20 protein-coding genes are annotated in these 21,854 nt (G+C 58.9%); 15 read left to right on the top strand and 5 right to left on the bottom strand.

Annotated features, from left to right (window positions below):
- Genes CEY11_RS12235 through CEY11_RS12210 form a run of 6 tightly spaced genes read left to right on the top strand, consistent with a single transcriptional unit; the run spans position 1 to position 6,287 of the window.
- Complete coding sequence (locus CEY11_RS12235; protein WP_088603693.1) at positions 1-933, top strand: HpcH/HpaI aldolase/citrate lyase family protein; 933 nt, start codon at positions 1-3, stop codon at positions 931-933.
- 10 nt (positions 934-943) lie between these two features.
- On the top strand, positions 944-2,179 hold the full coding sequence (locus CEY11_RS12230) for a CaiB/BaiF CoA transferase family protein (protein WP_088603692.1): 1,236 nt from the start codon (positions 944-946) through the stop codon (positions 2,177-2,179).
- A 10-nt stretch (positions 2,180-2,189) separates the two neighbouring features.
- On the top strand, positions 2,190-3,158 hold the full coding sequence (locus tag CEY11_RS12225) for a hydroxymethylglutaryl-CoA lyase (protein ID WP_088603691.1): 969 nt from the start codon (positions 2,190-2,192) through the stop codon (positions 3,156-3,158).
- A 23-nt stretch (positions 3,159-3,181) separates the two neighbouring features.
- Complete coding sequence (locus CEY11_RS12220) at positions 3,182-4,783, top strand: ABC transporter substrate-binding protein (RefSeq protein WP_088603690.1); 1,602 nt, start codon at positions 3,182-3,184, stop codon at positions 4,781-4,783.
- A 47-nt stretch (positions 4,784-4,830) separates the two neighbouring features.
- Positions 4,831-5,550, top strand: coding sequence for an NIPSNAP family protein (locus CEY11_RS12215; protein WP_158215292.1), 720 nt, complete (start codon positions 4,831-4,833; stop codon positions 5,548-5,550).
- A 41-nt stretch (positions 5,551-5,591) separates the two neighbouring features.
- Positions 5,592-6,287 carry a GntR family transcriptional regulator gene (locus tag CEY11_RS12210; RefSeq protein ID WP_088603688.1) on the top strand — a complete coding sequence of 232 codons (696 nt, stop codon included), beginning with the start codon at positions 5,592-5,594 and terminating at the stop codon, positions 6,285-6,287.
- Positions 6,288-6,296: 9 nt separating this feature from the next.
- On the opposite strand, the gene CEY11_RS12205 is transcribed toward CEY11_RS12210, so the two are convergent.
- A complete protein-coding gene (locus tag CEY11_RS12205) occupies positions 6,297-6,974 on the bottom strand; it encodes an RraA family protein (RefSeq protein ID WP_088603687.1) in 678 nt (225 codons plus the stop codon).
- A 151-nt stretch (positions 6,975-7,125) separates the two neighbouring features.
- Between CEY11_RS12205 and CEY11_RS12200 the strand changes: the two genes are divergently transcribed.
- Positions 7,126-8,016 (top strand): amidohydrolase family protein, encoded by an 891-nt coding sequence (locus CEY11_RS12200; protein ID WP_158215291.1) that lies wholly within the window; start codon positions 7,126-7,128, stop codon positions 8,014-8,016.
- A gap of 8 nt (positions 8,017-8,024) precedes the next feature.
- Here the strand turns inward: CEY11_RS12200 and CEY11_RS12195 are convergent, their stop codons facing one another.
- Positions 8,025-9,431, bottom strand: a complete 1,407-nt coding sequence (locus tag CEY11_RS12195) for a CoA transferase (RefSeq protein WP_158215290.1) — start codon at positions 9,429-9,431, stop codon at positions 8,025-8,027.
- Positions 9,432-9,603: 172 nt separating this feature from the next.
- Here CEY11_RS12195 and CEY11_RS12190 point away from each other — a divergent pair, with 172 nt between their 5' ends.
- Positions 9,604-10,557 carry a Bug family tripartite tricarboxylate transporter substrate binding protein gene (locus CEY11_RS12190; protein WP_088603684.1) on the top strand — a complete coding sequence of 318 codons (954 nt, stop codon included), beginning with the start codon at positions 9,604-9,606 and terminating at the stop codon, positions 10,555-10,557.
- 55 nt (positions 10,558-10,612) lie between these two features.
- Here CEY11_RS12190 and CEY11_RS12185 read toward each other — a convergent pair whose 3' ends face one another.
- Together CEY11_RS12185 and CEY11_RS12180 are read right to left on the bottom strand one after the other, a co-directional pair.
- Positions 10,613-11,836 carry an LLM class flavin-dependent oxidoreductase gene (locus CEY11_RS12185; RefSeq protein ID WP_408608123.1) on the bottom strand — a complete coding sequence of 408 codons (1,224 nt, stop codon included), beginning with the start codon at positions 11,834-11,836 and terminating at the stop codon, positions 10,613-10,615.
- Between the two features lie 60 nt (positions 11,837-11,896).
- Entirely contained in the window at positions 11,897-12,829 is a 933-nt protein-coding gene (locus CEY11_RS12180) for a LysR family transcriptional regulator (protein ID WP_088603682.1), read from the bottom strand.
- Between the two features lie 138 nt (positions 12,830-12,967).
- On the opposite strand from CEY11_RS12180, the gene CEY11_RS12175 reads away from it, so the two are divergent.
- From CEY11_RS12175 to CEY11_RS12160, 4 genes are all read left to right on the top strand, one after another.
- Positions 12,968-13,522, top strand: coding sequence for a thiamine pyrophosphate-binding protein (locus CEY11_RS12175; protein WP_088603681.1), 555 nt, complete (start codon positions 12,968-12,970; stop codon positions 13,520-13,522).
- On the top strand, positions 13,522-14,121 hold the full coding sequence (locus tag CEY11_RS12170; RefSeq protein WP_088603680.1) for a thiamine pyrophosphate-dependent enzyme: 600 nt from the start codon (positions 13,522-13,524) through the stop codon (positions 14,119-14,121). Before CEY11_RS12175 ends, CEY11_RS12170 begins: the two co-directional genes overlap by 1 nt.
- Positions 14,122-14,202: 81 nt before the next feature.
- The gene (locus tag CEY11_RS12165; RefSeq protein ID WP_088604014.1) at positions 14,203-15,681 is read left to right on the top strand and encodes an aldehyde dehydrogenase; all 1,479 of its coding nucleotides are present in this window, start codon (positions 14,203-14,205) and stop codon (positions 15,679-15,681) included.
- Positions 15,682-15,871: 190 nt separating this feature from the next.
- Positions 15,872-18,163, top strand: a complete 2,292-nt coding sequence (locus tag CEY11_RS12160) for a nitric-oxide reductase large subunit (protein ID WP_088603679.1) — start codon at positions 15,872-15,874, stop codon at positions 18,161-18,163.
- A 216-nt stretch (positions 18,164-18,379) separates the two neighbouring features.
- Here the strand turns inward: CEY11_RS12160 and CEY11_RS12155 are convergent, their stop codons facing one another.
- Complete coding sequence (locus tag CEY11_RS12155; protein WP_088603678.1) at positions 18,380-19,156, bottom strand: IclR family transcriptional regulator; 777 nt, start codon at positions 19,154-19,156, stop codon at positions 18,380-18,382.
- Positions 19,157-19,300: 144 nt separating this feature from the next.
- On the opposite strand from CEY11_RS12155, the gene prpB reads away from it, so the two are divergent.
- From prpB to CEY11_RS12140, 3 genes are all read left to right on the top strand, one after another.
- Entirely contained in the window at positions 19,301-20,203 is a 903-nt protein-coding gene (gene prpB, locus CEY11_RS12150; RefSeq protein ID WP_088603677.1) for a methylisocitrate lyase, read from the top strand.
- Positions 20,204-20,232: 29 nt separating this feature from the next.
- Positions 20,233-21,207 (top strand): Bug family tripartite tricarboxylate transporter substrate binding protein, encoded by a 975-nt coding sequence (locus tag CEY11_RS12145; protein ID WP_088603676.1) that lies wholly within the window; start codon positions 20,233-20,235, stop codon positions 21,205-21,207.
- A gap of 68 nt (positions 21,208-21,275) precedes the next feature.
- Positions 21,276-21,692 carry a 5-carboxymethyl-2-hydroxymuconate Delta-isomerase gene (locus CEY11_RS12140; protein ID WP_233154856.1) on the top strand — a complete coding sequence of 139 codons (417 nt, stop codon included), beginning with the start codon at positions 21,276-21,278 and terminating at the stop codon, positions 21,690-21,692.
- The last annotated feature ends 162 nt before the right edge of the window (positions 21,693-21,854 follow it).

Here is a 21,854-nt window from a genome sequence, read left to right as displayed (position 1 = left end):
ATGAATATGATCAACCCAGCTCGGCCGCTACGTCTTTCTCGATCGTCCTTGATCGTGCCGCTTAGCAACGATAGGTTTCTGGCCAAGGCGCATCTGCGTGGGGCCGATAGCATCACGCTCGATCTCGAGGACGGAGTCGCGCTCAATGCCAAGGGCGCTGCCCGCTTGAAACTGCCTGGGGTGGTTCCCATGGTGTCCCGGGGAGGCGCCTGGATCAAGGTGCGTGTCAACCGCCAATTGGACATGTTGGTGCAGGATCTGCAGGCCGCAGTGATTCCGGGTATCGACAGTATCGGCATCGCGAAGGTCGACAGTGCGGGCCATGTGCGCCTGGTGTCCGAATATATCGGGAAGTTGGAGTACGAGCGCGGCTTGCCCGTCGGAGGGATTACCTTGACGGCTTCGCTCGAGACACCACAAGCCTTGCAGCGTGCGAGTGAGATTGCTGCGGCAGATCCGAGGCTGGTAGGTATTGGGCTTGGAAGCCTGGACATCGCTGCTGCGTGTGGTTTCGAGGCGAGCCCGGAAACGCTGTTATACCCCAAGCAGGTCATCTTCTATGCGGCCAAGGCCGCCGGATTGGACAGTGGCGGCTATCTTGGCTCCATCGCCAATTACACCGACCTCGAGGGTATGCGCAAGGTTATTCGAGCATCGAAGAAATTCGGCTTTCGCGGCGGCGGCGCCATACACCCGAACCAAGTCAGGATCCTTAACGAAGAATATGCTCCGACTCCCGAGGAGATCGAGGAGGCGCGCCAGATCGTCGCCGAAGCCGATATCGAATTTGGTGCGGGGCGAGGAGCATTTTCATTCAAAGGGAAGATGGTGGACAAGCCGGTAGTCGACGCGGCAAGGGGCACCTTGGAGCTGGCCGCAGCCGTTTCCGCTCGTGAAGCGCAGCTATTGGAACTATTGAAGAACCCACTTTGAAAATACTCAGATGTCTATCAAAAAGAAAGAATTTCAGCCTCAATTGACGGGCCCGTTGGAAGGGATCCGTGTCATCGACCTTAGCCGCTTGGTGTCGGGCAATACGCTCACTCTCATGCTGGCCGACTTGGGAGCCGAAGTGGTGAAGGTCGAGCCGCCACGCGGGGACAGCCTGCGCGCTTGGGTTAAAGGCGGAATTTCGACCGACTGGAAGTCGCTGGCCAGGAACAAAAAGAGCATAGGCCTGGACCTACGCCAATCCGAGGGCATGAACTTGTTGAAGCGCTTGGTTGCCAAGGCGGACGTTCTGGTTGAGAACTTCAGGGCGGGTACGCTGGAAAAAATGGGGCTTGCGCCGGCGCTTCTGCATGAGATCAATCCGCGTTTGGTAATTGCGCGAATCACCGGGTTCGGCCAGACCGGCCCTTACGCGAAACGTCCTGGATTCGGCACGTTGGTGGAAGGCATGTGTGGCATGGCTGAAGCGACGGGATTCGCCGATGGCCCGCCTATCCTGCCACCTGGGCCGTTGGCGGATACCTGTGCGGGCTATTGCGGCGCTTTGGCTGTCTTGGCCGCGGTGCGCGAGGTAGAGGTCAATGGTGGGCGCGGCCAGATCATAGACCAACCGCTATTCAACCCTCTGTTCATCGCGTTAGGCGCACAAGCGGCGAACTATCGCGTTACCGGGAAGCTCAAGGTTCGCAATGCCAACCAGAATCTATACATGACACGTGACCATAAATACGTCACGTACACCGCTTCGATGGAGCCGATGCCGCAGCGCATGCTGGAAGCTATAGGAAAGGGCGAATACAACAAGAACCCGGAATATGCCGGCGTGCGTGGCCGCAACAATCACGGCCCCGAAATCAAGGGCTGGGTACAGGACTACCTGGGTCAACTGACACAGGAAGAGGCGGTTCGGTTTTTTGAAGAAAAAGAAATCAGTGGTGCTCCGGTCTATACCGTTGCTCAGATTATGGAAGATCCCCATTTTCAGGAGGCCGAAACCGTTGTGGAACTGCCGGATGAGGAAATGGGATATGTCCCCATGTATGGATTCCCCAATAGGTTATCCGGATCTCCGTCTCAATTTTTCAGGCCAGCGCCGAAGATCGGGGAGCATAACCGGGAGGTTGTCGCATGGGCAGAACTCGACGAGGATGAAATCGCATCGTTAGAAGAAAAAGGCGTGCTCCATACCGGCAAAAAGATGGATAGATCCGATTTCTCTTATCAATGATGAGCTCACAATGAGTAGGCAAGTACATTCGATCCGTATCAACGAGGATGGCCCTCGCGAGGGTTTTCAAATCGAGAGTGCGTCTATTCCCACGGCTGACAAGATCGAATTGATCGATGCCTTGACCGAGGCGGGCCTGCAGGAAATCCAGATTGCCTCGTTCGTCAATCCGAAGAAAGTGCCCAGCATGTCGGACGCGGAAGCGGTCGTAGCGGGGGTCAAGATGAGGCCGGGAGTCAAGTACACGGCGCTCTACATGAATCCGAGGGGCCTGGAGCGAGCGATAGCCACCGGGCGGCTGTCCATAGAGGGAATCGGGTTCAGTGTGTGCGCTTCCGAGGCTTTCCTTGCCCGTAACGAAAATGCCACGCCCGCGATGCGCAAACGGCGCAAACGCGAAATGATCGACATTGCTGGGAAATTCGGCGTTGCGCCAGCCAACAGCGGCAATGTCAGCGCTGCCTTCGGCTGCAATTTCCAGGGTGATATCGGGCTCGATGCTTTGATGGGTGTGATCGAGTCGGTGCACGAGTTCGCCGCGGAATACGGATGCAAGATCGAGCGGATCGGCTTGTCCGACACCATGGCATGGGCTACCCCCGACAAGATTCGCCGGAGCCTGGATGCCATCTACAACACATATTCCGGCATCGAGGTTTCGCTGCACCTGCATGATACGCGGGGAATGGCAATGGCCAACGCGTTCGCCGGCATCGATATGGGTGTCAGGGAGTTCGATACATCGATTGGCGGCCTCGGGGGATGCCCGTTCGCGGCGCATAAAGGGGCGGCGGGGAATCTATGCACCGAGGATTTCGCTTTCATGTGTGAAGAAATGGGCCATCAGACCGGGCTCGATCTAGACCGATTAATCGAAGCAGCTCGCCTGGCCGAGCGCATCGTCGGCCACCCTCTTCCGGGAAAACTGAAAGATGGTGGCAGCCTTTCATCGCTCAGAAAGGCGATTCAGGCGCGGTAATTAACAAGGAAAGGAGACACGAAATGACACACGGGAAATCCCTGCTGATGCCAGTGCTGCTGACAGCTATTTTCGGCATTGCGATTTGCTCATCTTCGATGGCGCAAAAGCGCGGGGGAACTTTGCATGCGCCATTGCGCGACAATCCGCCCTCAGCTTCGGTTGCGGAAGAAACCACGTCGTCGACGCTGGTGCCGTTCATGCCCATCTTCAATAACTTGGTGGTGTTCGACCAGCTCGCTAAAAAAAGCCTGCCCAGCAATATCAAGCCGGATCTGGCCGAGCACTGGAAATGGAGCGATGACGGCAAGGTGCTGACATTCGAACTCGCGCACGGAGTCAAGTGGCACGACGGCGTGCCGTTTACTAGCGCAGACGTCAAATGCACTTGGGATACCATTCGCGGCGTGCGTGATGGCGGATGGCGCAAGAATCCCCGCAAGTCTTGGTACGAGAATCTGAAAGATGTGGTGACTCATGGCGATTACGAAGTCAGCTTCGTTCTTGATCACCCGCAGCCCTCCTTGCTTTCGTTCCTGGCATCGGGCTTCTCGCCTGTGTATCCGTGCCATGTGGATGGCCAAACGATGCGTACGCATCCTATCGGAACCGGCCCATTCAAGTTGGTTGAGTATCGCCGCAATCGCGAAGTGAAGCTGGTGCGCAACCCGGACTATTTCAAGAAGGGCAAGCCGTATCTGGATGCGATCGAGTATCGTGTAATCCCCAACGAGGGCACGCGCACCTTGGCTTTTGTTTCTGGGCAATTGGACATGACCTGGGCGGATGTTAGCCTGGACGGCGAGAAGAACATCAAGGCCCAGCAGCCGGATGCTCTTTGCGATTTGGCGGCGTTGTTCACTTTGGGAGAGCTGATCTACAACCCCAACGAAGTCGCGCTGAAGGATGACCGTTTGCGTCGCGCGATCATGTTGGCGATCGATCGTAAAGCGTTGGCTCAAGTCATGACGCAGGGTCATGCCGTCGCGACGGGTATTTTCATGCCGCCGCCGGCAGGATCATGGGGGCTGACGACCGAAGAAATGAAAGGTTTGCCAGGGTTCGATCCGGACGTAGAAAAGAATCGAGAGGCGGCAAGGAAGCTGATGGAGCAGATGGGGTATAGCTCTGAGCACCATAAGCAGCTTAAGTTGATGGTCGTCAACCGGCCCGCACACGTGACGCCAGCGACCTTGTTGGCGGATCAGCTCCGCAAGATATTCATCGACGTGACGCTCGATGCGGTCGACATCAGCGTCTGGGGGCAACGAGTGACTCGAAGGGCAGGCTATCAGTTCACCCTCTGGTCGGCGGCACCTGCCATTGATAATCCAGACGTGATCCTGTTCGAGCAGCTGTCCTGCAAATCTTCTCGCAATTACAGTAATTACTGCGACTCCAAGACACAGGAGATGATCGAGCAGCAGTCACAGATCGCGGATCAGGAAAAGCGTTTGGAACTGGTTCATGCCATTGATCGTCGTATCGCGCAGCAGGCTGCCAGACCTGCGTTGTTCACCAGTTATCTGGGCGTATGCCAATACCCGTATGTCAAGAACGCAGTGCGTGCGACGAATAGTATTTACAACACCTATCGCTTTGAGGACGTCTGGCTGAACAAGTAAGGCGTTCAGATTTGGGCATGGCATCGCTTTCAACAAGGAGACGGAAGATGCTTTACGAACTCGTGGTGGACACACTGCGCCCGGGTACCTGCTATCAGTATCTTGAGCGGTTGGCCGACGCCGTGGCAGCCCGCCGGAAGTATGGTCGCCTCGCTGGTTGCTGGACCTCGGATGACGATACGGCGTATTCCGGCTTCGGCTCGTTGAACCAGGTGGTGCATATCTGGAGCTTCGAGGATATGTCACGGCGGCAGCAGTCGCTGTCTGATTTGGGGGCAGGGAATATCTGGCCGCCGCAAGCGGCGGATATCCTTGTCTCGCAAGAAGTCGAATTGCTGCAACCGGCGCCGTTCATGAAAGAGATGGAAGCCCAGGCCCGCTGGTCTATGTACGAACTTGCGATCGATACAGTTCGGCAGGGGACGATGAAAGCAGTCTTGCAGGCATGGGAAAAGGGGCTACCCGATAGAATCAAACATGGCCCGCTTGCAGGATGTTGGGTGAGCGCTACCGGGAAGTCCGATCGAGTTATCCACTTGTGGGGGTGTCCAGGCCTGCGTAATCGGGAGCGCATTCGGAATCAGTCGTGGAAGCCTGGTGTTTGGCCTCCAGCCCGAGAGCATATCGTGACTCAGGAAAATCGCTTGTTGGTACCCGCCCTATTTGTCGAAGACAGCGCTTATGAGGTGAATCTGGCCGGGAGCCTGGCGGCCACGTCTCCGACCTACGTTCCTCCACCAGTTGCAGGAAAGGCTCCGGGTTTATAAATTCCTGTATACTGAGTTGTTCACAATTCAGATTTCATAAAATGCCAAAAAAAGAGAGCGAGGCGGCAGGTAAAGCTGCGCCGTCTGAGTATACGTTACTTAAGAACTTGATTCTCAGTGGCAAGATAATGCCCAACGAGCGCATCGTTGAAGCGGATTACGCAGAGAAATTCAAAACGAATCGTGCCAATATCCGTAACGCATTGGCGCGGCTGGAGCAAGACGGGTTGGTTGTTAGTACCGCGTTTCGCGGCGCTCGTGTCCGCTTGGTTAGCGCCCAAGAGGCGGTCGAAATTTTCGAAGTGCGCGGCGTGGTGGAAACCCTGTTGGTTCGCCAGGCAGCCGAAAAGGCCCAAGAGGACGATGGCCCGATACTCAAGGCGCAGTTGGCCAAGGTGCGCGTTGCTTTATCGAAAGGCGATCCTATGGGCGTGGGAGCCATAGGGCGTCGGGTACGAGAAGAAATCTGGCGCATTTCGGGGAATGAAACCGCTGCGAAGGTCGTCCGCAACCTGAATACTCAATTGGTACGACTTTGGTATCATTCGATCATGATGCCGGGCAGGGCCGAGTCCATCTATAAAGATCTCGAAGAGATGGTGGATTGCATTATCGCCAACGAACCAGCCAAGGCTGTGAAGGCGGCGCGCCGCTATCATGATGATGCGGTGCGCACGTTGAAGTTGGCGTTGGAATCTCGTGAACACTACCCAGCCGAAGACGACGCGGACGAATAAGGCGCCGCGTTATTCCTCGAATTCACAGCCCAGCTCGAGCAGTAGTTTGCGGTACTTGGCTTCTTGATTGTCGCTTTTGCCGATCTGGTCGAAGGTACTGGATTCTTCTTCGTATTTTTTCAGTGCTAGCTTATACACTTGTTCGGCTTGGCCTAGCGGCACACAAAGCAACCCGTCGTCATCACCTAATATCAGGTCGCCCGGCTCGATGACCATGCCGTCGATGGCAACGGGGACGTTGATCTCTCCCGGCCCGTTCTTGTATGGGCCGCGATGAGTGATGCCGGCCGCGTAAACGGGAAAGTGCTGATTCTTCACCCAACCCAAATCACGAATCGCCCCGTTGACCACGATGCCGGCAAATTTCTTGGCGACACAGTAGGCAATCATTCGTTCGCCGATGATGGCATTGGTGAGATCGCCTCCCGCGTCGATGACGATCACGTCACCTTCGCCTGCGATATTCAGGGCCATATGCGCCATTAGATTATCGCCGGGGCAACTCTTTACCGTTATTGCGGCGCCGGCAAGCGTACCGCCTGCGTGCAAAGGGCGCAAGCGCGCACCACCAGCGGTCAGTCGCCACATGCTATCGCTTACGTTTGCCACCGGTAGGCGCGCAAAACGTCTCACCAGCTCGCTCGAGACTGCATTTTTTCGTTTCAGTACTTTAAATCCGGTTGCCATCGTAGCCCCTTGAGAAATTCGTTCGCCGTCATTGTGTTCGTGTCGTTAAAAATTGTCAACTATATAGTGATCAATAATGTTATATTTAACAGGCGGCCGACTTGAACCATGTTGGTTGCGTCCGAACCTCCCGTCACCTTCCAGGAAAGCCATGAGTTCAAATAAAAACCTTGTGCATGGGCAGACGTTGCAGGCCCCAAATTCTTCAGGCAGTCGACCACCAAAGACGCCGCTGCCCCTGGGGGCGACCGACTGCCATCACCATCTTTTTTCGCCTGCATTTCCAAAAAAAAGTGGAACAATGGTCGCCCGAGCCGAAGTAGAGGACTATCTTCTGTTCAAGAAGCGGCTTGGAATCAGTCGCAGCGTCATCGTGGCGCCTTCCAGCTATGGGACAGATAACGGGGCGTTGCTCGACGCGCTGGGCCGCTTGGGAACGGATGTGGCGAGAGGTGTTGCGATTGTTGATCCGGAAATCAGCGACGGCGAGCTTGATGCGCTGCATGAGGCGGGCGTGCGCGGGTTGCGTTACTACTTCATGAAGGGAAAAGGGGTAACTCCCGACGAACTTCGCAAGATGGCTTGCCGCGCCGCAGACCGTGGCTGGCATGTACAAATGGTGGGTGAGCGCAACAAGGAAGTGCTTGTGGATTGGGAAGATGTGCTCAAGCAGCTCGCTGCACCCGTGGTTATCGATCATTTCGGGTATGCGCCGCAACCGGAAGGTGAACGCAGCGCCACCATGGATGTCATACGTCGCCTGCTGGACACTGGGAACGCCTATGTGAAGTTATCGGCGGTCTATATACAATCGAAGGCGGGCTACCCCAATTACGCCGATGTGAATGAAATGGCAATTGAACTTGTGAGTCAGGCGCCGGATCGCATGCTGTGGGGAACCGATTGGCCGCATACCGGCGCAGTAGGGCAAAAGCCGGATGGCGCGGCGCTCGTCGAGCAGCTGTCGTTGTGGGCGCCGGATGATCAGATCCGGCAAAAAATCCTAGTTGATAATCCCAGCCAGTTGTACTGGTGCATTTGACACCTAGCCTACTGCCGTGGCGGCCACTGCGCCGGATGGCTGCCCAGCGGCACCGCGGGCCTGCACCAGTGCCCTTGCGTAAGCGACATTTGTGCTACCGGCGCTAGATGGCGCAGCCTGCCAACTGGCGAGTCTGACTCCATTAGGAATGTGGAGAGCTCGGATGGCGGGAACTCGGCGGGAACGTCGCGCCACTCGCCCGGTTCCATGAGGCCTTGGTCTCTGATCCATTGGCCCGTGCGGGCCAAGGACACGCGCACCAGCCAGCTTCCCCCCACGGTGGATCGGCGCTCCAGCGCGACCATGGCGCCGAAAGCCATCAGATAGCCAGATATGTAGTCCTGCGCCGATACCGGCAGGAATGCAGGTTTGGCATCTTGGCCGCGCCATGCCATGCCATTGGCGGATTGCACGATGGTGTCGTAGCCGCGCCGATCCCGCCAGGGGCCTGCCGTACTCCAGGCATTCAGGCTGACATAGACAATACCCGGGCGGATTTCGGCTAGGTCTTGCGGCGCAAGGCCGTGGCTCTGCAGGGCTCCCGGCCGGTAGGCCTGACTGAATATATCGCCTTGAGCAATGAGTTGCCTCAGTTTGTATGCCTGGCCCCTGTCGCGGAAGTCCAGGAACGTTGCGAGTTTTCCCAGGCCAGTGTCGAAGTCGGAGCCTCCGGAAGATGCTAGATCCTCGCGGTTGACCCTGAGCACGTCGGCGCCGTGTTCGGCGAGCGTCTTGCCGCAAGTGGGGCCGGCCAGTACACGTGTGAGGTCTAGTACCCGAACTCCGCTTAGTGGGCGGCCTCCTGCAGGGAGCGGCTCGGCGGGTGCTTCGCCTATCTTCACGATCTCGACGAGCGGAGTGGAAGCTGCCGCCGGCTTCTGCGGATGGGCGCTCCATTCGGCCTCACTGCGAACCATGCATGCGCAGCCTCCCGCAGCGTTGATTGCATCTTCCAGTGCTTCTCCGTTCCATAGGGATACGGCACGGGCGATAGAGTCGGGTGAAGGGTCGCATCTCAGCACGGATAGATTGCGGGCGCGAATATTGAAAAAATTCGAGTGTAGGTAAATCCACCTCTTGTCTTTCAACTGATAGAAGCCGGTGACAGGGTGAGTCCCGTCTTTGCGGTGCAGGCCGTCGATGCACAGGTAGCGTGAGCTGCGCAGGGCGGCCATCGCCGCCCGCACGTCGACGTGGATCTCTTGAGACACGCCGGTGCGAAACTTCAGCAGGCGTGCGGCCATCGCGGCGCAGGCTGCGATGGCTGCGGCACCCGGCGCGGCGACTCGATATGCCAGCGGCAGAATGGGGTCATCCCCGGTCAGCGAAACGCCGTCTAGGAGAGCGGTGCCGAGCCCTGCCTGCGTGGACAGCTCGTGGAGGGCGGTGCGGGGCCGGTCGGGTATCTTTGGCATTAATTGCTCCCTGGAAGCGACAGAGCTGTGCATTGGGTTTTAAATTACAATATTGTATACTATTCAGTTATCAATATAAGACTGTAGTATGTTAATATGGGCTGACATAAAGTAAACAATTTAGATAACTAATCTGACCGCAAAATCTGCGACCCAATCAAATGGACTATAAATGAGACAATTGATCCGTTTCCTTGCTCTGGCCTTTTCCCTGATATCGGTAGCTGCTTTCGCACGTTACCCGGATCGCCCAGTGACCATCGTAGTGCCCTATAACCCTGGGGGAGGCGCAGATCCGATCGCCCGTAAGGTGGCTCAAGCGCTAGAAAAAAAGCTTGGGGGCAACTTCGTCGTCGAGAACCGTCCCGGCGCGAGCGGCATAATTGGCGAAGGTTATGTGGCCAAGGCGCCGGCCGACGGATATACGCTGTTGTACGATGCCACGCCGTTTTCCATAAACCCGCATCTGTTCAAGGTGCCTTTTCGCCCCGACGACTTTGAGCCGATCGTGGGTGTGTTGCGTGCTCCGCAGATGGTGCTCGTACCTCCCGATTCCCCGATCAAAACGATAGGCGAATTGGTGGCCGACGCAAAGGCACATCCTGGCAAGCTGACATACGGATCGGGTGGAGGAGGGACAGTACAGCGCCTGTCGGCAGAATTGCTGCGCCAAGGGCTGAACCTCGACATGCTGCATGTGCCATACAAAAGCGGCACCAACTCGGTGGTCGCGCTCATGGGGAACCAAATCGACTGGTGTGTGGCAGGCATGACTGCCAATTACACGCTGGTGACGTCGAACAAAATCCGTGCTATTGCCGTGACCTCAGCCAAGCGCTCGCCGCTGCTGCCGGATGTGCCGACGGTCTCTGAGAGCGGAGTGCCAGGCTACGAAACTTATGAGTGGAATGGTTTGTTGGCGCCTGCCGGAACTCCACCGGAAGTCGTATCGAAAATCCAAAATGCCGTTCTGGAATTACTCAAAGAAAAAGAGATCAACGATTACCTCGCCGCGCGTGGCGTGATTCCGATGCCTATCGATGCGAAGGAATTTGCGGAGTTCCTGAGAAAAGAGTCCAAAAAATGGGCCGAAGTAATCGACAAAGGCAATATTCAACAGAGTTGAGTCGTTGTGGGTCGAGCCGTGTTGTGACAGCACGGCTCTTGATAGAACCCGGCTTTCAGGCACCCACCGCGGCCTTTTCGTCCCGGGAGAGCAATTCGTGCACTGCGGGTATTAGGCCTTGGCCGAATTCTTGTATGTCGGCGGCGGGATCGAATCCTCTGATGAGAAAGTTCGATATGCCTAACTTGTGATAGTCGCGCAGAGAGTCGGCAATCTGCTCGGGCGTTCCGACGAGCCCGGTGGTGCTGGATCCACCTCCTACTGCTGCCGCAACTTCGGTCCACAGGCGTTTGTCACGGACTTTCCCTTGCGCCGCGATATCGCGCAGGCGCTGCGAACTTACTGCGTCCGGCTTTGCGCCTTTAGTCGTTCCGAAGGCCTCGCCCCTGAGTTCCTTGATGCGCTCGATGATCTGGTCGGCCTTGCGCCACGCGTCGGCCTCGGTGTCGCCGACGACGGGGCGGAATGAAACAACGAAATTGATCGATGCCGGGTCACGCCCCGCGAGTGTCGCGGCGTTGCGAATGCGGGAAATCATTTGACGAGTGTCGTCCAAGGGTTCTCCATACAAAGCCCATATATCGGCGTGTTTGGCTCCGATGGCCACGGCGGCGTCCGATGCGCCGCCGAAGAAGACGGGTGGGTAGGGCTGTTGCAGCGCCTTAATCCTCGAATAGGCCTTGCTGTAGCGGAAAAAACTGCCCTCATGGTCAAAGGGAGTGGGGGCGGTGAGTGTCTTGCGAAATACTTCCAGCCATTCGTCGGTGCGAGTGTAGCGGGCATCGTGGTCGAGGAAATCGCCGTCCGAGCGCTGTTCTGCGTCGTTGCCACCCGAGATTACGTGTATTCCCGCACGGCCGGGGTAAAGATTGTCGAAGGTGGCCCACATGCGCGCAGCATAGGCAGGCGCGATAAAACCCGGTCTGTGGGCGATCATGAATTTGAGTTTTTCGGTTTTTTGCGCAAGATGTGATGCCAATAGGATGCCGTCCGGATTGGACGAGTGATGCGCGACCAGAATGCGGTCGAAGCCCGCTGCCTCGTGCGCTTGAGCCTGCTTGACCATATAGTCGATGTCCATGACGGGCCCGCCGGGCTGCTTGGGAATGGTTTCGCTCGAATGTTCGTGTGTGAGCAGGCCGAAAAACTTGATAGTCATGAGGAATTCCTCCAGTAGTGGCGATAGGTGCCGGAGCCTGTGCCCCGAGGCGAGGCTATAGCATAATATATAGTTAACAATAAAGAAATCTAAATTGATATCTATAGTATGATAGCTCATTATGGGCATATGTTGGGGCACCGGACTTTGCCGAGGCCGGTTTGCCGGTGTTACCGGAATTCACCCCGCCAACCAGCGGCTCTCCGGCCATAATCCAGACCGGACTCCACGCTGCATTTCCTGCTCGAGAATATCCACGACGCTGCGAATGTGCCGGCCGGTCGAGCGGTTCGACGGCAGGGCTAGCACTATGGTTCGCGTGATGTCCGGATCCGTTATGGGTGCACCGGACAGCCGGCCCTGGGCGAGATCTTCCGCTACCGCGATGGGAGGGAGAATCGTCAGGCCATGGCCGCCCAGCACCAGGCTGCGCTGGACGCTCAGCGCGTTGGTTTCCGCGGACAGATCCAGCGATACGTCCGCTGCCCGACAGGCGTGTTCGACCAGTGTGCGGATGCCGTGGGGCGCGCTGGGAAGAATGAATTTTCGGCCGACGAGCTTGGACAGCGGTACCGGTTTGTTGCGCTTGAAGCCGCTGTCTCGCGGGCCGACCACCCAGAGCGGCTCCTGGATGAGCGGCGTGGTCTGGATCTCGCTCGATCGTTCCGCCTGGTACAGAAGGGCGGTATCCACTTCGCCGGCTTCCAGCCAGCGCAGCAGGGTGCCCGCGTAGCCCATCGCGATTCGCACGCGTATGCCGGGATGCTGTTGTGCTACGGCGGTTACCAGCGCGCTTGCCAGAATGTCACTGGTGCTGGGAAGCAGCCCGACCGTGACCAGGCCGCTGATGCGGGTTTCAGAGCTTTTCAGCACAGTGCGTGCCCGTTCGAGCTCCAGCATGGCGCGTTGGCCATATTCCACCAGCGCCTTGCCGGCTTCGGTCAGGGCCATGCCGTGTCGCCCGCGTTCGAACAGCTGGGTGCCGAGATCTTCTTCCAGCAGGCGTATCTGGCGCGATACCGCGGGCTGTACGATGTTGAGCAGCTGCGCCGCACGGGTCACGTTGCCTGTCTCGGCCACCGTGAGAAAGGCCTTCAGTTGTCGAAAATCCACCCCGGCTGCCTCGATCAGGAAAAGTAATTATTCCATCAAAAATTTCTATTTCAGAAGAAATTCTATCTAAATATAGAATTCCATTAGGCAAATCACCCGCGCCGACTCTGGCGTATTTCTGAAAGACTCAAATCGACCATGACACACGCTACCTCAGTCCCGCCACCCGATACGGGTGCGCCGCTATGGCAACAAGCCATCTTCCGTGTCCTGAAAGAGGGCGGCACGAAGCAGATCGCCTATGTGCCCGACGCGGGCCACTCGCACGTTATCCGCAGCGCCATCGCCGACCCTGAAATCGAAGACATTGTCCTGACCACCGAGGAAGAGGGTGTGGCGCTAGCCTGCGGCGCCTGGCTCGGCGGGCAGCGCGCCGCATTGCTCATGCAAAGCAGCGGCGTGGGCAATTGCGTCAATATGTTTTCGCTGCTGCAGGCCGCGGATGTCCCGTTTTTTACCTTGGTGACCATGCGCGGCGAATATGCCGAGTTCAATCACTGGCAGGCTCCCATGGGCAGGGCGACACAGGCCGCGCTGGAACTCATGGGCATCCACGTGCTGCGCGTGACGCATGCCGACGAAGCCGAGGAGATCGTCAGTGCCGGGTTCGACGCGGCATTCCAGGCCGGCGACCGGGTCGCGGTGCTGCTGGGCCAGAATCTGATCGGACGCAAGAAATGGGAGCGCAACTAATGAATTCAGCCATACAACAGCCGGCGCGCGTCAGCCGCCGTGAGTTCGTCAGCCGCCTGCTGCGGGATCTGCCCGATGCGCTGGTCGTGACCGGCCTGGGTTCCGCCGCGTACGATGCTTTTGCGGCGGGCGACCGCGACCGCAACTATTATTTGTGGGGCGCCATGGGCGGCGCGGTGCCGCTCGGGCTGGGCCTGGCTCTGGCGCAGCGCGACAAGCCGGTGGTAGTGCTGACCGGCGATGGCGAGCAACTGATGGGCATAGGCAGCCTGGCGACCGTGGCCGCCAAGCAGCCGAAGAACCTGACGATAGTCGTGCTGGACAACGGCCATTTCGGTGAAACCGGCATGCAGCGCAGCCATTCCAGCCTGGGCACTGATCTCGTGGCGGTAGCCAGGGGTTTCGGCATTGCCGATGCCTTTGCCGCGCACAGCCTGGACGGCAGTGCCGAGATCCGGCAGCGCATCGAGGCACGTGCGGGGGTGGTTTTTGCGCAGGTGTTCATCGAGGCCGACGAGCCGCCGCGCACCTTGCCGCCGCGCGACGGGCCGTATATAAAGAATCGGTTCAGGGCGGCGTTGGGGCTGCGGCCTTTTTAGGCGCAGCGCTCGGGCCATCAGCTGCACAAGCGAGGCAAGGCGAGCCGCCGCGCCCGGATACCTATGTGGGAGACCATGAAAGTGAAACGCTACCAACTTCGTATTGCAGGCCAGGCGTGCGAGCCGCAAGGCGGTGCCTGGTTCGAGACGCAAAATCCCTACACGGGCGCGACTTGGGCCGAGATTCCGCGCTGTGACGCGCGCGACGTCGACCGCGCCGTGCAGGCCGCGCACCAGGCCCTGACGCAGGGGCCCTGGGCGCAAATGACCGCCACCCAGCGCGGCGCCTTGATGCGCAAGCTGGGCGACCTGATCGCGCGCGATGCGAAGCGGCTGGCCGAAACCGAGGTGCGCGACAACGGCAAGTTGATCGCCGAAATGCACGGGCAGCTGAACTACGTCCCGCAGTGGTTCTATTATTACGGCGGGCTGGCCGACAAGGTGCAGGGCGCCACGCTGCCCTTGGACAAGCAAGGCTACTTCGCCTACACGCGCCACGAGCCCGTGGGCGTGGTGGCGGCCATCACGCCCTGGAATTCCCCCTTGCTGTTGTTGGCCTGGAAGCTGGCGCCGGCGTTGGCGGCCGGATGCACGGTGGTGGCCAAGCCCTCGGAATTCACTTCGGCTTCGACGCTGGAGTTCGCCGAACTGTTCGAGGAAGCGGGGTTTCCGCCGGGCGTGTTCAACGTCGTGACCGGTTTCGGCGCCGAGGTGGGCTCGCCGCTGGTCGAGCATCCGCTGGTATCCAAGGTCAGTTTCACGGGCTCCGATGCCACGGGCCGGCGCATCAACGAGCAGGCCGGCCGCCTGCTCAAGCACGCGTCCATGGAATTGGGCGGCAAGTCGCCCAACGTGGTGTTCGACGACGCCGATATCGAGCAGGCGGTCTACGGGGCCATTTCGGGCATTTTCGCGGCCACCGGCCAGACCTGCATTGCCGGGTCGCGGCTGCTGGTGCAAGAGGGCATCCACGATGCCTTTGTCGAGCGGCTGCTGGCGGTTGCCCGTACGGCGCGCATGGGCGACCCGATGAGTCCCGACACGCAGGTCGGCCCGGTCACCACGCCGCCGCAATACAAGAAGGTACTGGACTATATCGATATCGCCCGTGCCGAGGGCGCTACTGCCGTGCTGGGCGGCGCCAAAGGCGAAGGTGCCGAATGCGGCCAGGGCTGGTTCGTGCAGCCGACCATATTCACCGGTGTACGCAACGACATGCGCATTGCGCAGGAAGAAGTGTTCGGGCCCGTGCTGTCGATCATCCGCTTCAAGGACGAAGCCGACGCGTTGCGCATCGCCAACGATGTGCGGTTCGGCCTGGCCGCGGCCGTCTGGACTCGCGACATTGGCCGAGCGATCCGTATGTCCGAACGCCTGCAGGCCGGCACGGTATGGGTCAATACGTATCGGGCGGTGAGCTTCATGGCGCCGTTCGGCGGCTACAAGGATTCGGGGCTGGGGCGCGAGAACGGCATCGATGCGATCCGCGAGTATCTGCAGACCAAATCGGTGTGGATCAACAGCGGCGCGGTCGCGGGTAATCCATTCGTGATGCGTTGAGGCATCCCGGGTGCGGGTGGGCGGCGCCAGCGTCGGCGCCCGCCGGGCATGTTGGTTTTCCACCAAAACCCTCACTAAGCACTCAGTTAGTACGGCCCCTTCGGCACGCCCAGCGTATATTTCATCTAATCGGTGAAATACTCCGCGATCTGCGTGCCGCATTTACTTGACAAGAAAGAAGGGGATTGCCATGGCTGCTACGCTTCCGATCACTGAAAACGAGGAATCCGAGCTTTCCCGCTGGTGGGTGCGTTCGATCCTGGGCGTGATGTTGTTCGGCCTGGTGATCCTGATCGCGATCACTGCGTTGGGGTATCGCGATGCGCCGCCGATACCCCAGAAGGTGGTCGACGCCCATGGCACGACCTTGTTCACCGGTGATGACATTCGTGCCGGGCAGGGCGTGTTTCTCAAGTACGGCTTGATGGACAATGGGTCGGTATGGGGGCATGGCGCCTACTTGGGGCCCGATTATTCCGCCGAGGCCTTGCACCAGATGGGCAAAGACGCCGCCGCAGCGATGGCTCAGCATCAATATGGCGAGGCGTTTGCAAAGCTCGATCCGGCGCAACAGGCCGCGATACAGGCCCAGGTTGCGGTCGCGCTGAAAGCCAACCACTATGATCCCGCTACCGGTGTGCTGCCATTGACGCCCGCGGAGTCGCAGGCCTGGAATCAGCAAATCGCGTATTGGACGGATTACTTCAAGCATCCCGAAGCCAATGGCGGCCTCAAGCCCGGCCTGATCGGCGATCCGTCCGAGTTGCGCCAGTTCAGTGCCTTTGTCGCCTGGGCGGCTTGGGCCTCGGTGGCGAATCGCCCCGGCTACGGCTATTCCTATACCAACAACTTTCCCTATGATCCGAGCGTTGGCAATACGCCGATCCCGGGCGCGCTGCTATGGAGCGCGCTCAGTCTGCTGGTGTTGCTGGCCGGTATCGCCGCCGTGCTGCTGATGTTCGGCAAGTTCGATTATCTGGGCTGGGTGTCGCGCGGGAATTATCCGCGCGCCGATATCGTGCCCGGCGAGGCCAGCCCCGGGCAGCGCGCGCTGGTCAAGTTTTTTGTGGTCGTGGCGCTGTTGTTCCTGATGCAGACCCTGGTGGGTGGCGCAACTGCCCATTACCGCGCCGATCCGGGCAGCTTCTACGGTTTTCAGCTCGAGAACATATTCCCCAGCAACTTGATGCGCACCTGGCATCTGCAAAGCGCGATATTCTGGATTGCGACGGCCTACGTCGCCGCCGCCCTGTTCCTGGGCAGGTCTTTGCGCACCGATGAGCCGCGCGGCTTCGCGATCTGGGCGCACATCTTGTTCGCCGCGTTCGTGGCCGTGATCGGCCTGAGCCTGCTGGGCGAATGGGCCGGCATGTCCAATTTGCTGGGCGATGCCTGGTTCTGGCTGGGCGACCAGGGCTGGGAATATTTGGAAATCGGCCGGTTCTGGCAGATTCTGCTGGTGCTTGGGCTGGTGGCCTGGTTCGTACTGCTGTTCAATATGTGCCGGCCCGCCAGGGTGCCCAATGTGGCGGCCCGCCCGATCGTGCGAATGTTCTTGTGGGCGGCCGTCGCCATCCCGGTGTTTTATTTGCCGGCACTGTTCTTCGGCGCGCATACCAATTACACCGTGGTCGAGACCTGGCGCTTCTGGATCATCCATCTCTGGGTAGAAGGTTTCTTCGAATTTTTCGCCACTACGGTAGTGGCCCTGATGTTCTATCAGATGGGCATTGCCAATCGCAATGTGGCGCTCAGAGTCATTTACCTGGACGCGATCCTGTATTTCCTGGGCGGCCTGATCGGCACCGGCCATCATTGGTATTTCGTCGGCCACACCCAGTTCAACATGGCCATGTCGGCGTTGTTCTCGGTGCTGGAAGTGGTGCCGCTGACGCTGCTGACGCTGGATGCCTGGGACTTTGTCCATACCACGCGCGGGCAACCGGACGCCAACGGCAGGCCGCGCACGGTGCCGCACAAATGGACGTTCTATTACCTGATGGCCGTGGGATTCTGGAACTTCGCGGGCGCCGGGATGTTCGGCTTCCTGATCAATCTGCCCATCGTCAGCTACTACGAGGTCGGCACCCAGCTGACGCCCAACCATGGCCATGCCTCGATGATGGGTGTGTTCGGCATGCTGGCGCTTGCCTTGATGGTGTTCGTGCTGCGCCAGACATCCAATGACGCGCAGTGGCGCGGCATCGAGAAATACATCAAGGTCGGCTTCTGGGGCGCCAACATAGGCCTGGCGCTGATGGTGGTGATGAGCCTGTTTCCCAGCGGTGTGCTGCAGACCTGGGATGTGGTGCAGCACGGCTATTGGCACGCGCGCAGCCTGGCCTATGTAAGCTCCCCGCGCCAGCACCTGATCGAATGGCTGCGGCTGCCGGGCGACATCATATTCATTGTCTTCGGCGCTATTCCGATGGTGATCGCGTCGCTCAAGGGCTGGCTGAATGTGCGGCGTGCCGCCGCGTAAGCCGCGTGCCAGCCCGCGGCGGCGCTGCGTTTTTTGACCGTTCCAGCTCTCTGCGGCTCGTCTGCCGCCGGGCTGCGCGGTGCGATTTGCTGCGCCATTGTTGGAAGGGCGCCGCGTGGGGTGTCGACGAAACGGAAATCGAGGGCTGCTAAGGTAGTGGGGTACGCTCGCTCCGTGCCGAAGCTCTGTTCATGTGTGCAGTGCTCCGGCAGTAGTTCAGAAAATGACTTCCGGCGCTTGGCCGGCCTTGATCAGCGACTGTACCCAGGCTGCCTCGCGCTTGAGTAGCGTCACAATGCTCGGGATGCGCTGTGCGGGCATTCTGGCCGTAGAGGCCGAAATGCTGAAGCACGCAAAAGGCACCCCGTATCCATCGCGGATGGGCACTGCCATCGAGCGTACATCGGTGTCCCGCCTGTCGTGCAAGGCATAGCCTTGTAGGGAAAAGCGGGCCAGGTCGGCAAGCGCCGCGTCGATATCCTGCATCTGCAGCAGGCCGATCAGTTTGGCGTTGGCCTGCAGCACGCAACGCGCCTCGTCCAGCGGCAGGCCCAGCAGCAGGGCCAGCCCGCTTGCCCCCACGCCCAAAGGCCTTCGCACTCCCACATCCAGTACAAAAGCCTTGGAGGGAAAGGTTCCCAGCCGCCTGTCCAGGCAAATGAGATCCATGTCGCTGCGCTTGGAAACGAAAGCGGTGTCTGCGCTTTCGCTGGCCAGGCGGCCCATCGAGGGCTTGCACAGATCGATGAAGTCATATCGTTCAGCCGCGGTAATGCCGAATTCGGCCAGTACCGAGCCTAGGAAGTACCGCTTGCTCTCTTTGTCTTGAGCCACCAGCCCCTTGGCGGCGAGGCTGCTCAGGATTCTATGTGCGGTCGGTTGCGGCAGTGATGTGGCGACCGCCACGTCTGTGAGCCGCACGCCGTTGCGATTGTGATGGCCAACTACACGAAGAATGAGTATGGCTCGTTCCAGACTTTGCGCACCCTGCATGGATACTCCATATTGTGAAAATAAAAAGCACAAGATTACTTGATGAAAAAGCTATCCAAAGCGTATTGTTGTCGAAATTTCACGCTTATCGGGTTTTTTGCGATAAATTTTAATTCATATTATGGAATATAAATGGAGAATGCAATGAGTAGCGCTTCGCCTTCCTACGCCACACCTGGCGCTCGTTTTCGCACTGCCCTTACCGAAGAAGCTCCGCTGCAGATCGTGGGCACATTGAATCCATACACGGCGATGATGGCCAAGACTCTGGGCTATCGGGCAATTTATCTAGCCGGGGCCGGCGTTGCCAATTACTCGTATGGGCTACCCGACTTGGGGATCACCAATCTGACGGACGTGCTGACTGATCTGCGCAGGGTGACGGACGCCTGCGACTTGCCAGTGCTGGTGGATGTGGACACAGGCTTTGGTGGAGCGTTCACCATTGCCCGCATGATGAAAGGGTTGATCAAAGACGGTGCTGCCGCGCTTCATATGGAAGATCAGGTTCAGCTCAAGCGTTGTGGCCACCGCCCGGGCAAGGAAGTCGTGGGCAAGGAAGAAATGGTGGATCGCATCAAGGCCGCCGTCGACGCGCGCACCGATCCGCAGTTCGTCATCATTGCCCGCACCGACGCATTGGCGATAGAGGGGCTGGAGGGTGCCTTGGATCGCGCCGGGGCCTACATGGAAGCGGGGGCGGACATGATCTTCGCTGAGGCCTGCACGACATTGGACGAATACCGGGCGTTTGCAAACCACTTGCAGCGGCCGTATTCGTTACTGGCCAATATCACCGAGTTTTCCAAGACGCCCAATTTCACCGTGCAGCAGCTGGCCGAGGCGGGGGTGGCCGCCGCGCTGTATCCGCTGTCTGCGGCCAGGGCCATGAATGCGGCGGCACTGAAGGTATATGAGGCAATCCGGCATCAAGGCACGCAGAAAGAAGTGCTTGACATCATGCAGCCGCGCGAGGAGCTCTACAAATTTCTGGATTACCACTCGTACGAAGCTCGGATCGACGCATTGTTCGCCCAATCTCGTTGACTTCGTACGACCCCGAGGAGGAATTAGCCATGATCATGAGCTCTTGGAAAGCAAGGTTGCAGGGGCTGCTGTATGTCGTCGCCGGAATGCTGGTGGCGTTTGGTGCGCAAGCTGCATATCCCACTGGCCCTGTACGCCTGATAGTGCCTTTCGCCCCTGGGGGCGGTACCGACATTGTTTCCCGGATACTGGGCCGGGAACTTGCCACCGAACTTGGAAAGGCCATCATCATCGACAACAAGCCCGGTGCCAATGGCATCATCGGCACCATAGCCGGCAAGCAGGCAGCATCAGACGGGCAGACTCTGCTGCTGGCTATCGAGGCTACGGTTGCCATGAATCCCTGGCTATACAAAAGCGCACGATACACGGCAGAGGATTTCCAGCCTATTTCCCTGGTATCCAACCAACCCTACGTGGTGGTGGCCAATCTTTCGCTGAAGGCGAACACCTTGCATGAATTGGTTGCTCTTGCCAAATCGAGTCCTACGCACTTGAATTACGCCACGGGCGCAAGCGCGGCATTTCTGGCCGGAGAACTCTTGAAGTCCACGGCAGGGATAAACATGATCAACATTCCGTACAAAGGCTCGGGCGAGGCATTGAGCGATGTGCTGGCGGGGCGTGTCGAAGTCATGGTCGCCAGCCCGGTGTCGGTACTGCCCTATATAAAAAACGGAAAGCTCAAGGCTTTGGCCGTTACTAGCGGCAAGAAGTATTCGCTGCTGCCCAAGGTGCCCACAGTGGCCGAACAGGGTTACCCGGGTTTTGACGTTGTGGGCTGGTATGGGTTGGTGGCGCCCAAAGGCACACCGTCGAGCATCATTGACAAATTGAACGCCGCAGTCAACAAGGCGCTTAGTGGGCCCGAGCTACGCCAGCGCTTTGAAAAAGTCGGAGTGGAGCCGACGGGGGACTCGCCGGACGAGTTCGGCCACTACATGCGCAGCGAGTCGCAGCGCTGGCAGGGTGTGATCCGGCAGGCCGGTGTCCAGAAGCAGTAGGCCGTGCCTTTGCCGTGATGGGCATGGCATATAGAGATACGTTTGGAAGATTATGGAAGGAGGAAAGAATGCCCCATATCTGGATCGAATATTCCTCGAACCTGCGCCCGCAGCTCGAGGTTCGCAAACTGATGAAGACCATCCAGGACGCCGCCATCGGCGACGGCAGCGTCTTCCCCCTGGCGGGCGCCCGCACCCGTGGGATCTGCATCGACGACTACTTGATCGTCGACGGCCACCCCGACAACGCCTTTGTCCATCTTACCCTCAAGATCGGCCACGGGCGCGATCTCCAGACCAAGACGCAGCTGGGCGAGCGCGTCTTCGCCGCGCTGCGCGAGGCCACCGCGCCCATCATGGCCGCGCGGCCGCTGGGCCTGAGCCTGCAGATCGACGAAGCCGACCCGGTGCTGAACTACAAGCACAACAATTACCGAGACTACTTGAAAGCCAGGGCCGCGGCCCAGCAGGAAGGCCAGCCATGAGCGCCGGCCTGGACTATGCCGCCCTTGCGGCCGCAGCCGCGGGCGGGCAGCCCCGCACCGTGGTGGGCGCCCTGCTGAACTACCGCCAGACCCTGGAACAACTGGGCGAGGCTGCCAGCCAGCCGCCCTACAAGGCGCCGCCCAAAGCACCCATACTCTACA

This window comes from Candidimonas nitroreducens (assembly GCF_002209565.1).
Lineage (GTDB): Bacteria > Pseudomonadota > Gammaproteobacteria > Burkholderiales > Burkholderiaceae_B > Candidimonas > Candidimonas nitroreducens.
The sequence above is the reverse complement of the archived record's forward strand: the minus strand, read 5'-3'. Positions and strand labels throughout refer to the sequence as shown.

Bases quoted from the DNA above. Each gene is read 5' to 3' on its own strand.
- CEY11_RS12210 (WP_088603688.1), top strand. From the start codon at position 5,592: ATGCCAAAAAAAGAGAGCGAGGCGGCAGGTAAAGCTGCGCCGTCTGAG.
- CEY11_RS12225 (WP_088603691.1), top strand. From the start codon at position 2,190: ATGAGTAGGCAAGTACATTCGATCCGTATCAACGAGGATGGCCCTCGC.
- CEY11_RS12230 (WP_088603692.1), top strand. From the start codon at position 944: ATGTCTATCAAAAAGAAAGAATTTCAGCCTCAATTGACGGGCCCGTTG.
- CEY11_RS12140 (WP_233154856.1), top strand. From the start codon at position 21,276: ATGCCCCATATCTGGATCGAATATTCCTCGAACCTGCGCCCGCAGCTC.
- CEY11_RS12155 (WP_088603678.1), bottom strand. From the start codon at position 19,156: ATGCAGGGTGCGCAAAGTCTGGAACGAGCCATACTCATTCTTCGTGTA.
- CEY11_RS12195 (WP_158215290.1), bottom strand. From the start codon at position 9,431: ATGCCAAAGATACCCGACCGGCCCCGCACCGCCCTCCACGAGCTGTCC.
- CEY11_RS12170 (WP_088603680.1), top strand. From the start codon at position 13,522: ATGAATTCAGCCATACAACAGCCGGCGCGCGTCAGCCGCCGTGAGTTC.
- CEY11_RS12220 (WP_088603690.1), top strand. From the start codon at position 3,182: ATGACACACGGGAAATCCCTGCTGATGCCAGTGCTGCTGACAGCTATT.
- CEY11_RS12215 (WP_158215292.1), top strand. From the start codon at position 4,831: ATGCTTTACGAACTCGTGGTGGACACACTGCGCCCGGGTACCTGCTAT.
- CEY11_RS12160 (WP_088603679.1), top strand. From the start codon at position 15,872: ATGGCTGCTACGCTTCCGATCACTGAAAACGAGGAATCCGAGCTTTCC.
- CEY11_RS12235 (WP_088603693.1), top strand. From the start codon at position 1: ATGAATATGATCAACCCAGCTCGGCCGCTACGTCTTTCTCGATCGTCC.
- CEY11_RS12200 (WP_158215291.1), top strand. From the start codon at position 7,126: ATGAGTTCAAATAAAAACCTTGTGCATGGGCAGACGTTGCAGGCCCCA.
- CEY11_RS12205 (WP_088603687.1), bottom strand. From the start codon at position 6,974: ATGGCAACCGGATTTAAAGTACTGAAACGAAAAAATGCAGTCTCGAGC.
- CEY11_RS12145 (WP_088603676.1), top strand. From the start codon at position 20,233: ATGATCATGAGCTCTTGGAAAGCAAGGTTGCAGGGGCTGCTGTATGTC.
- prpB (WP_088603677.1), top strand. From the start codon at position 19,301: ATGAGTAGCGCTTCGCCTTCCTACGCCACACCTGGCGCTCGTTTTCGC.
- CEY11_RS12190 (WP_088603684.1), top strand. From the start codon at position 9,604: ATGAGACAATTGATCCGTTTCCTTGCTCTGGCCTTTTCCCTGATATCG.
- CEY11_RS12175 (WP_088603681.1), top strand. From the start codon at position 12,968: ATGACACACGCTACCTCAGTCCCGCCACCCGATACGGGTGCGCCGCTA.
- CEY11_RS12185 (WP_408608123.1), bottom strand. From the start codon at position 11,836: ATGAGCTATCATACTATAGATATCAATTTAGATTTCTTTATTGTTAAC.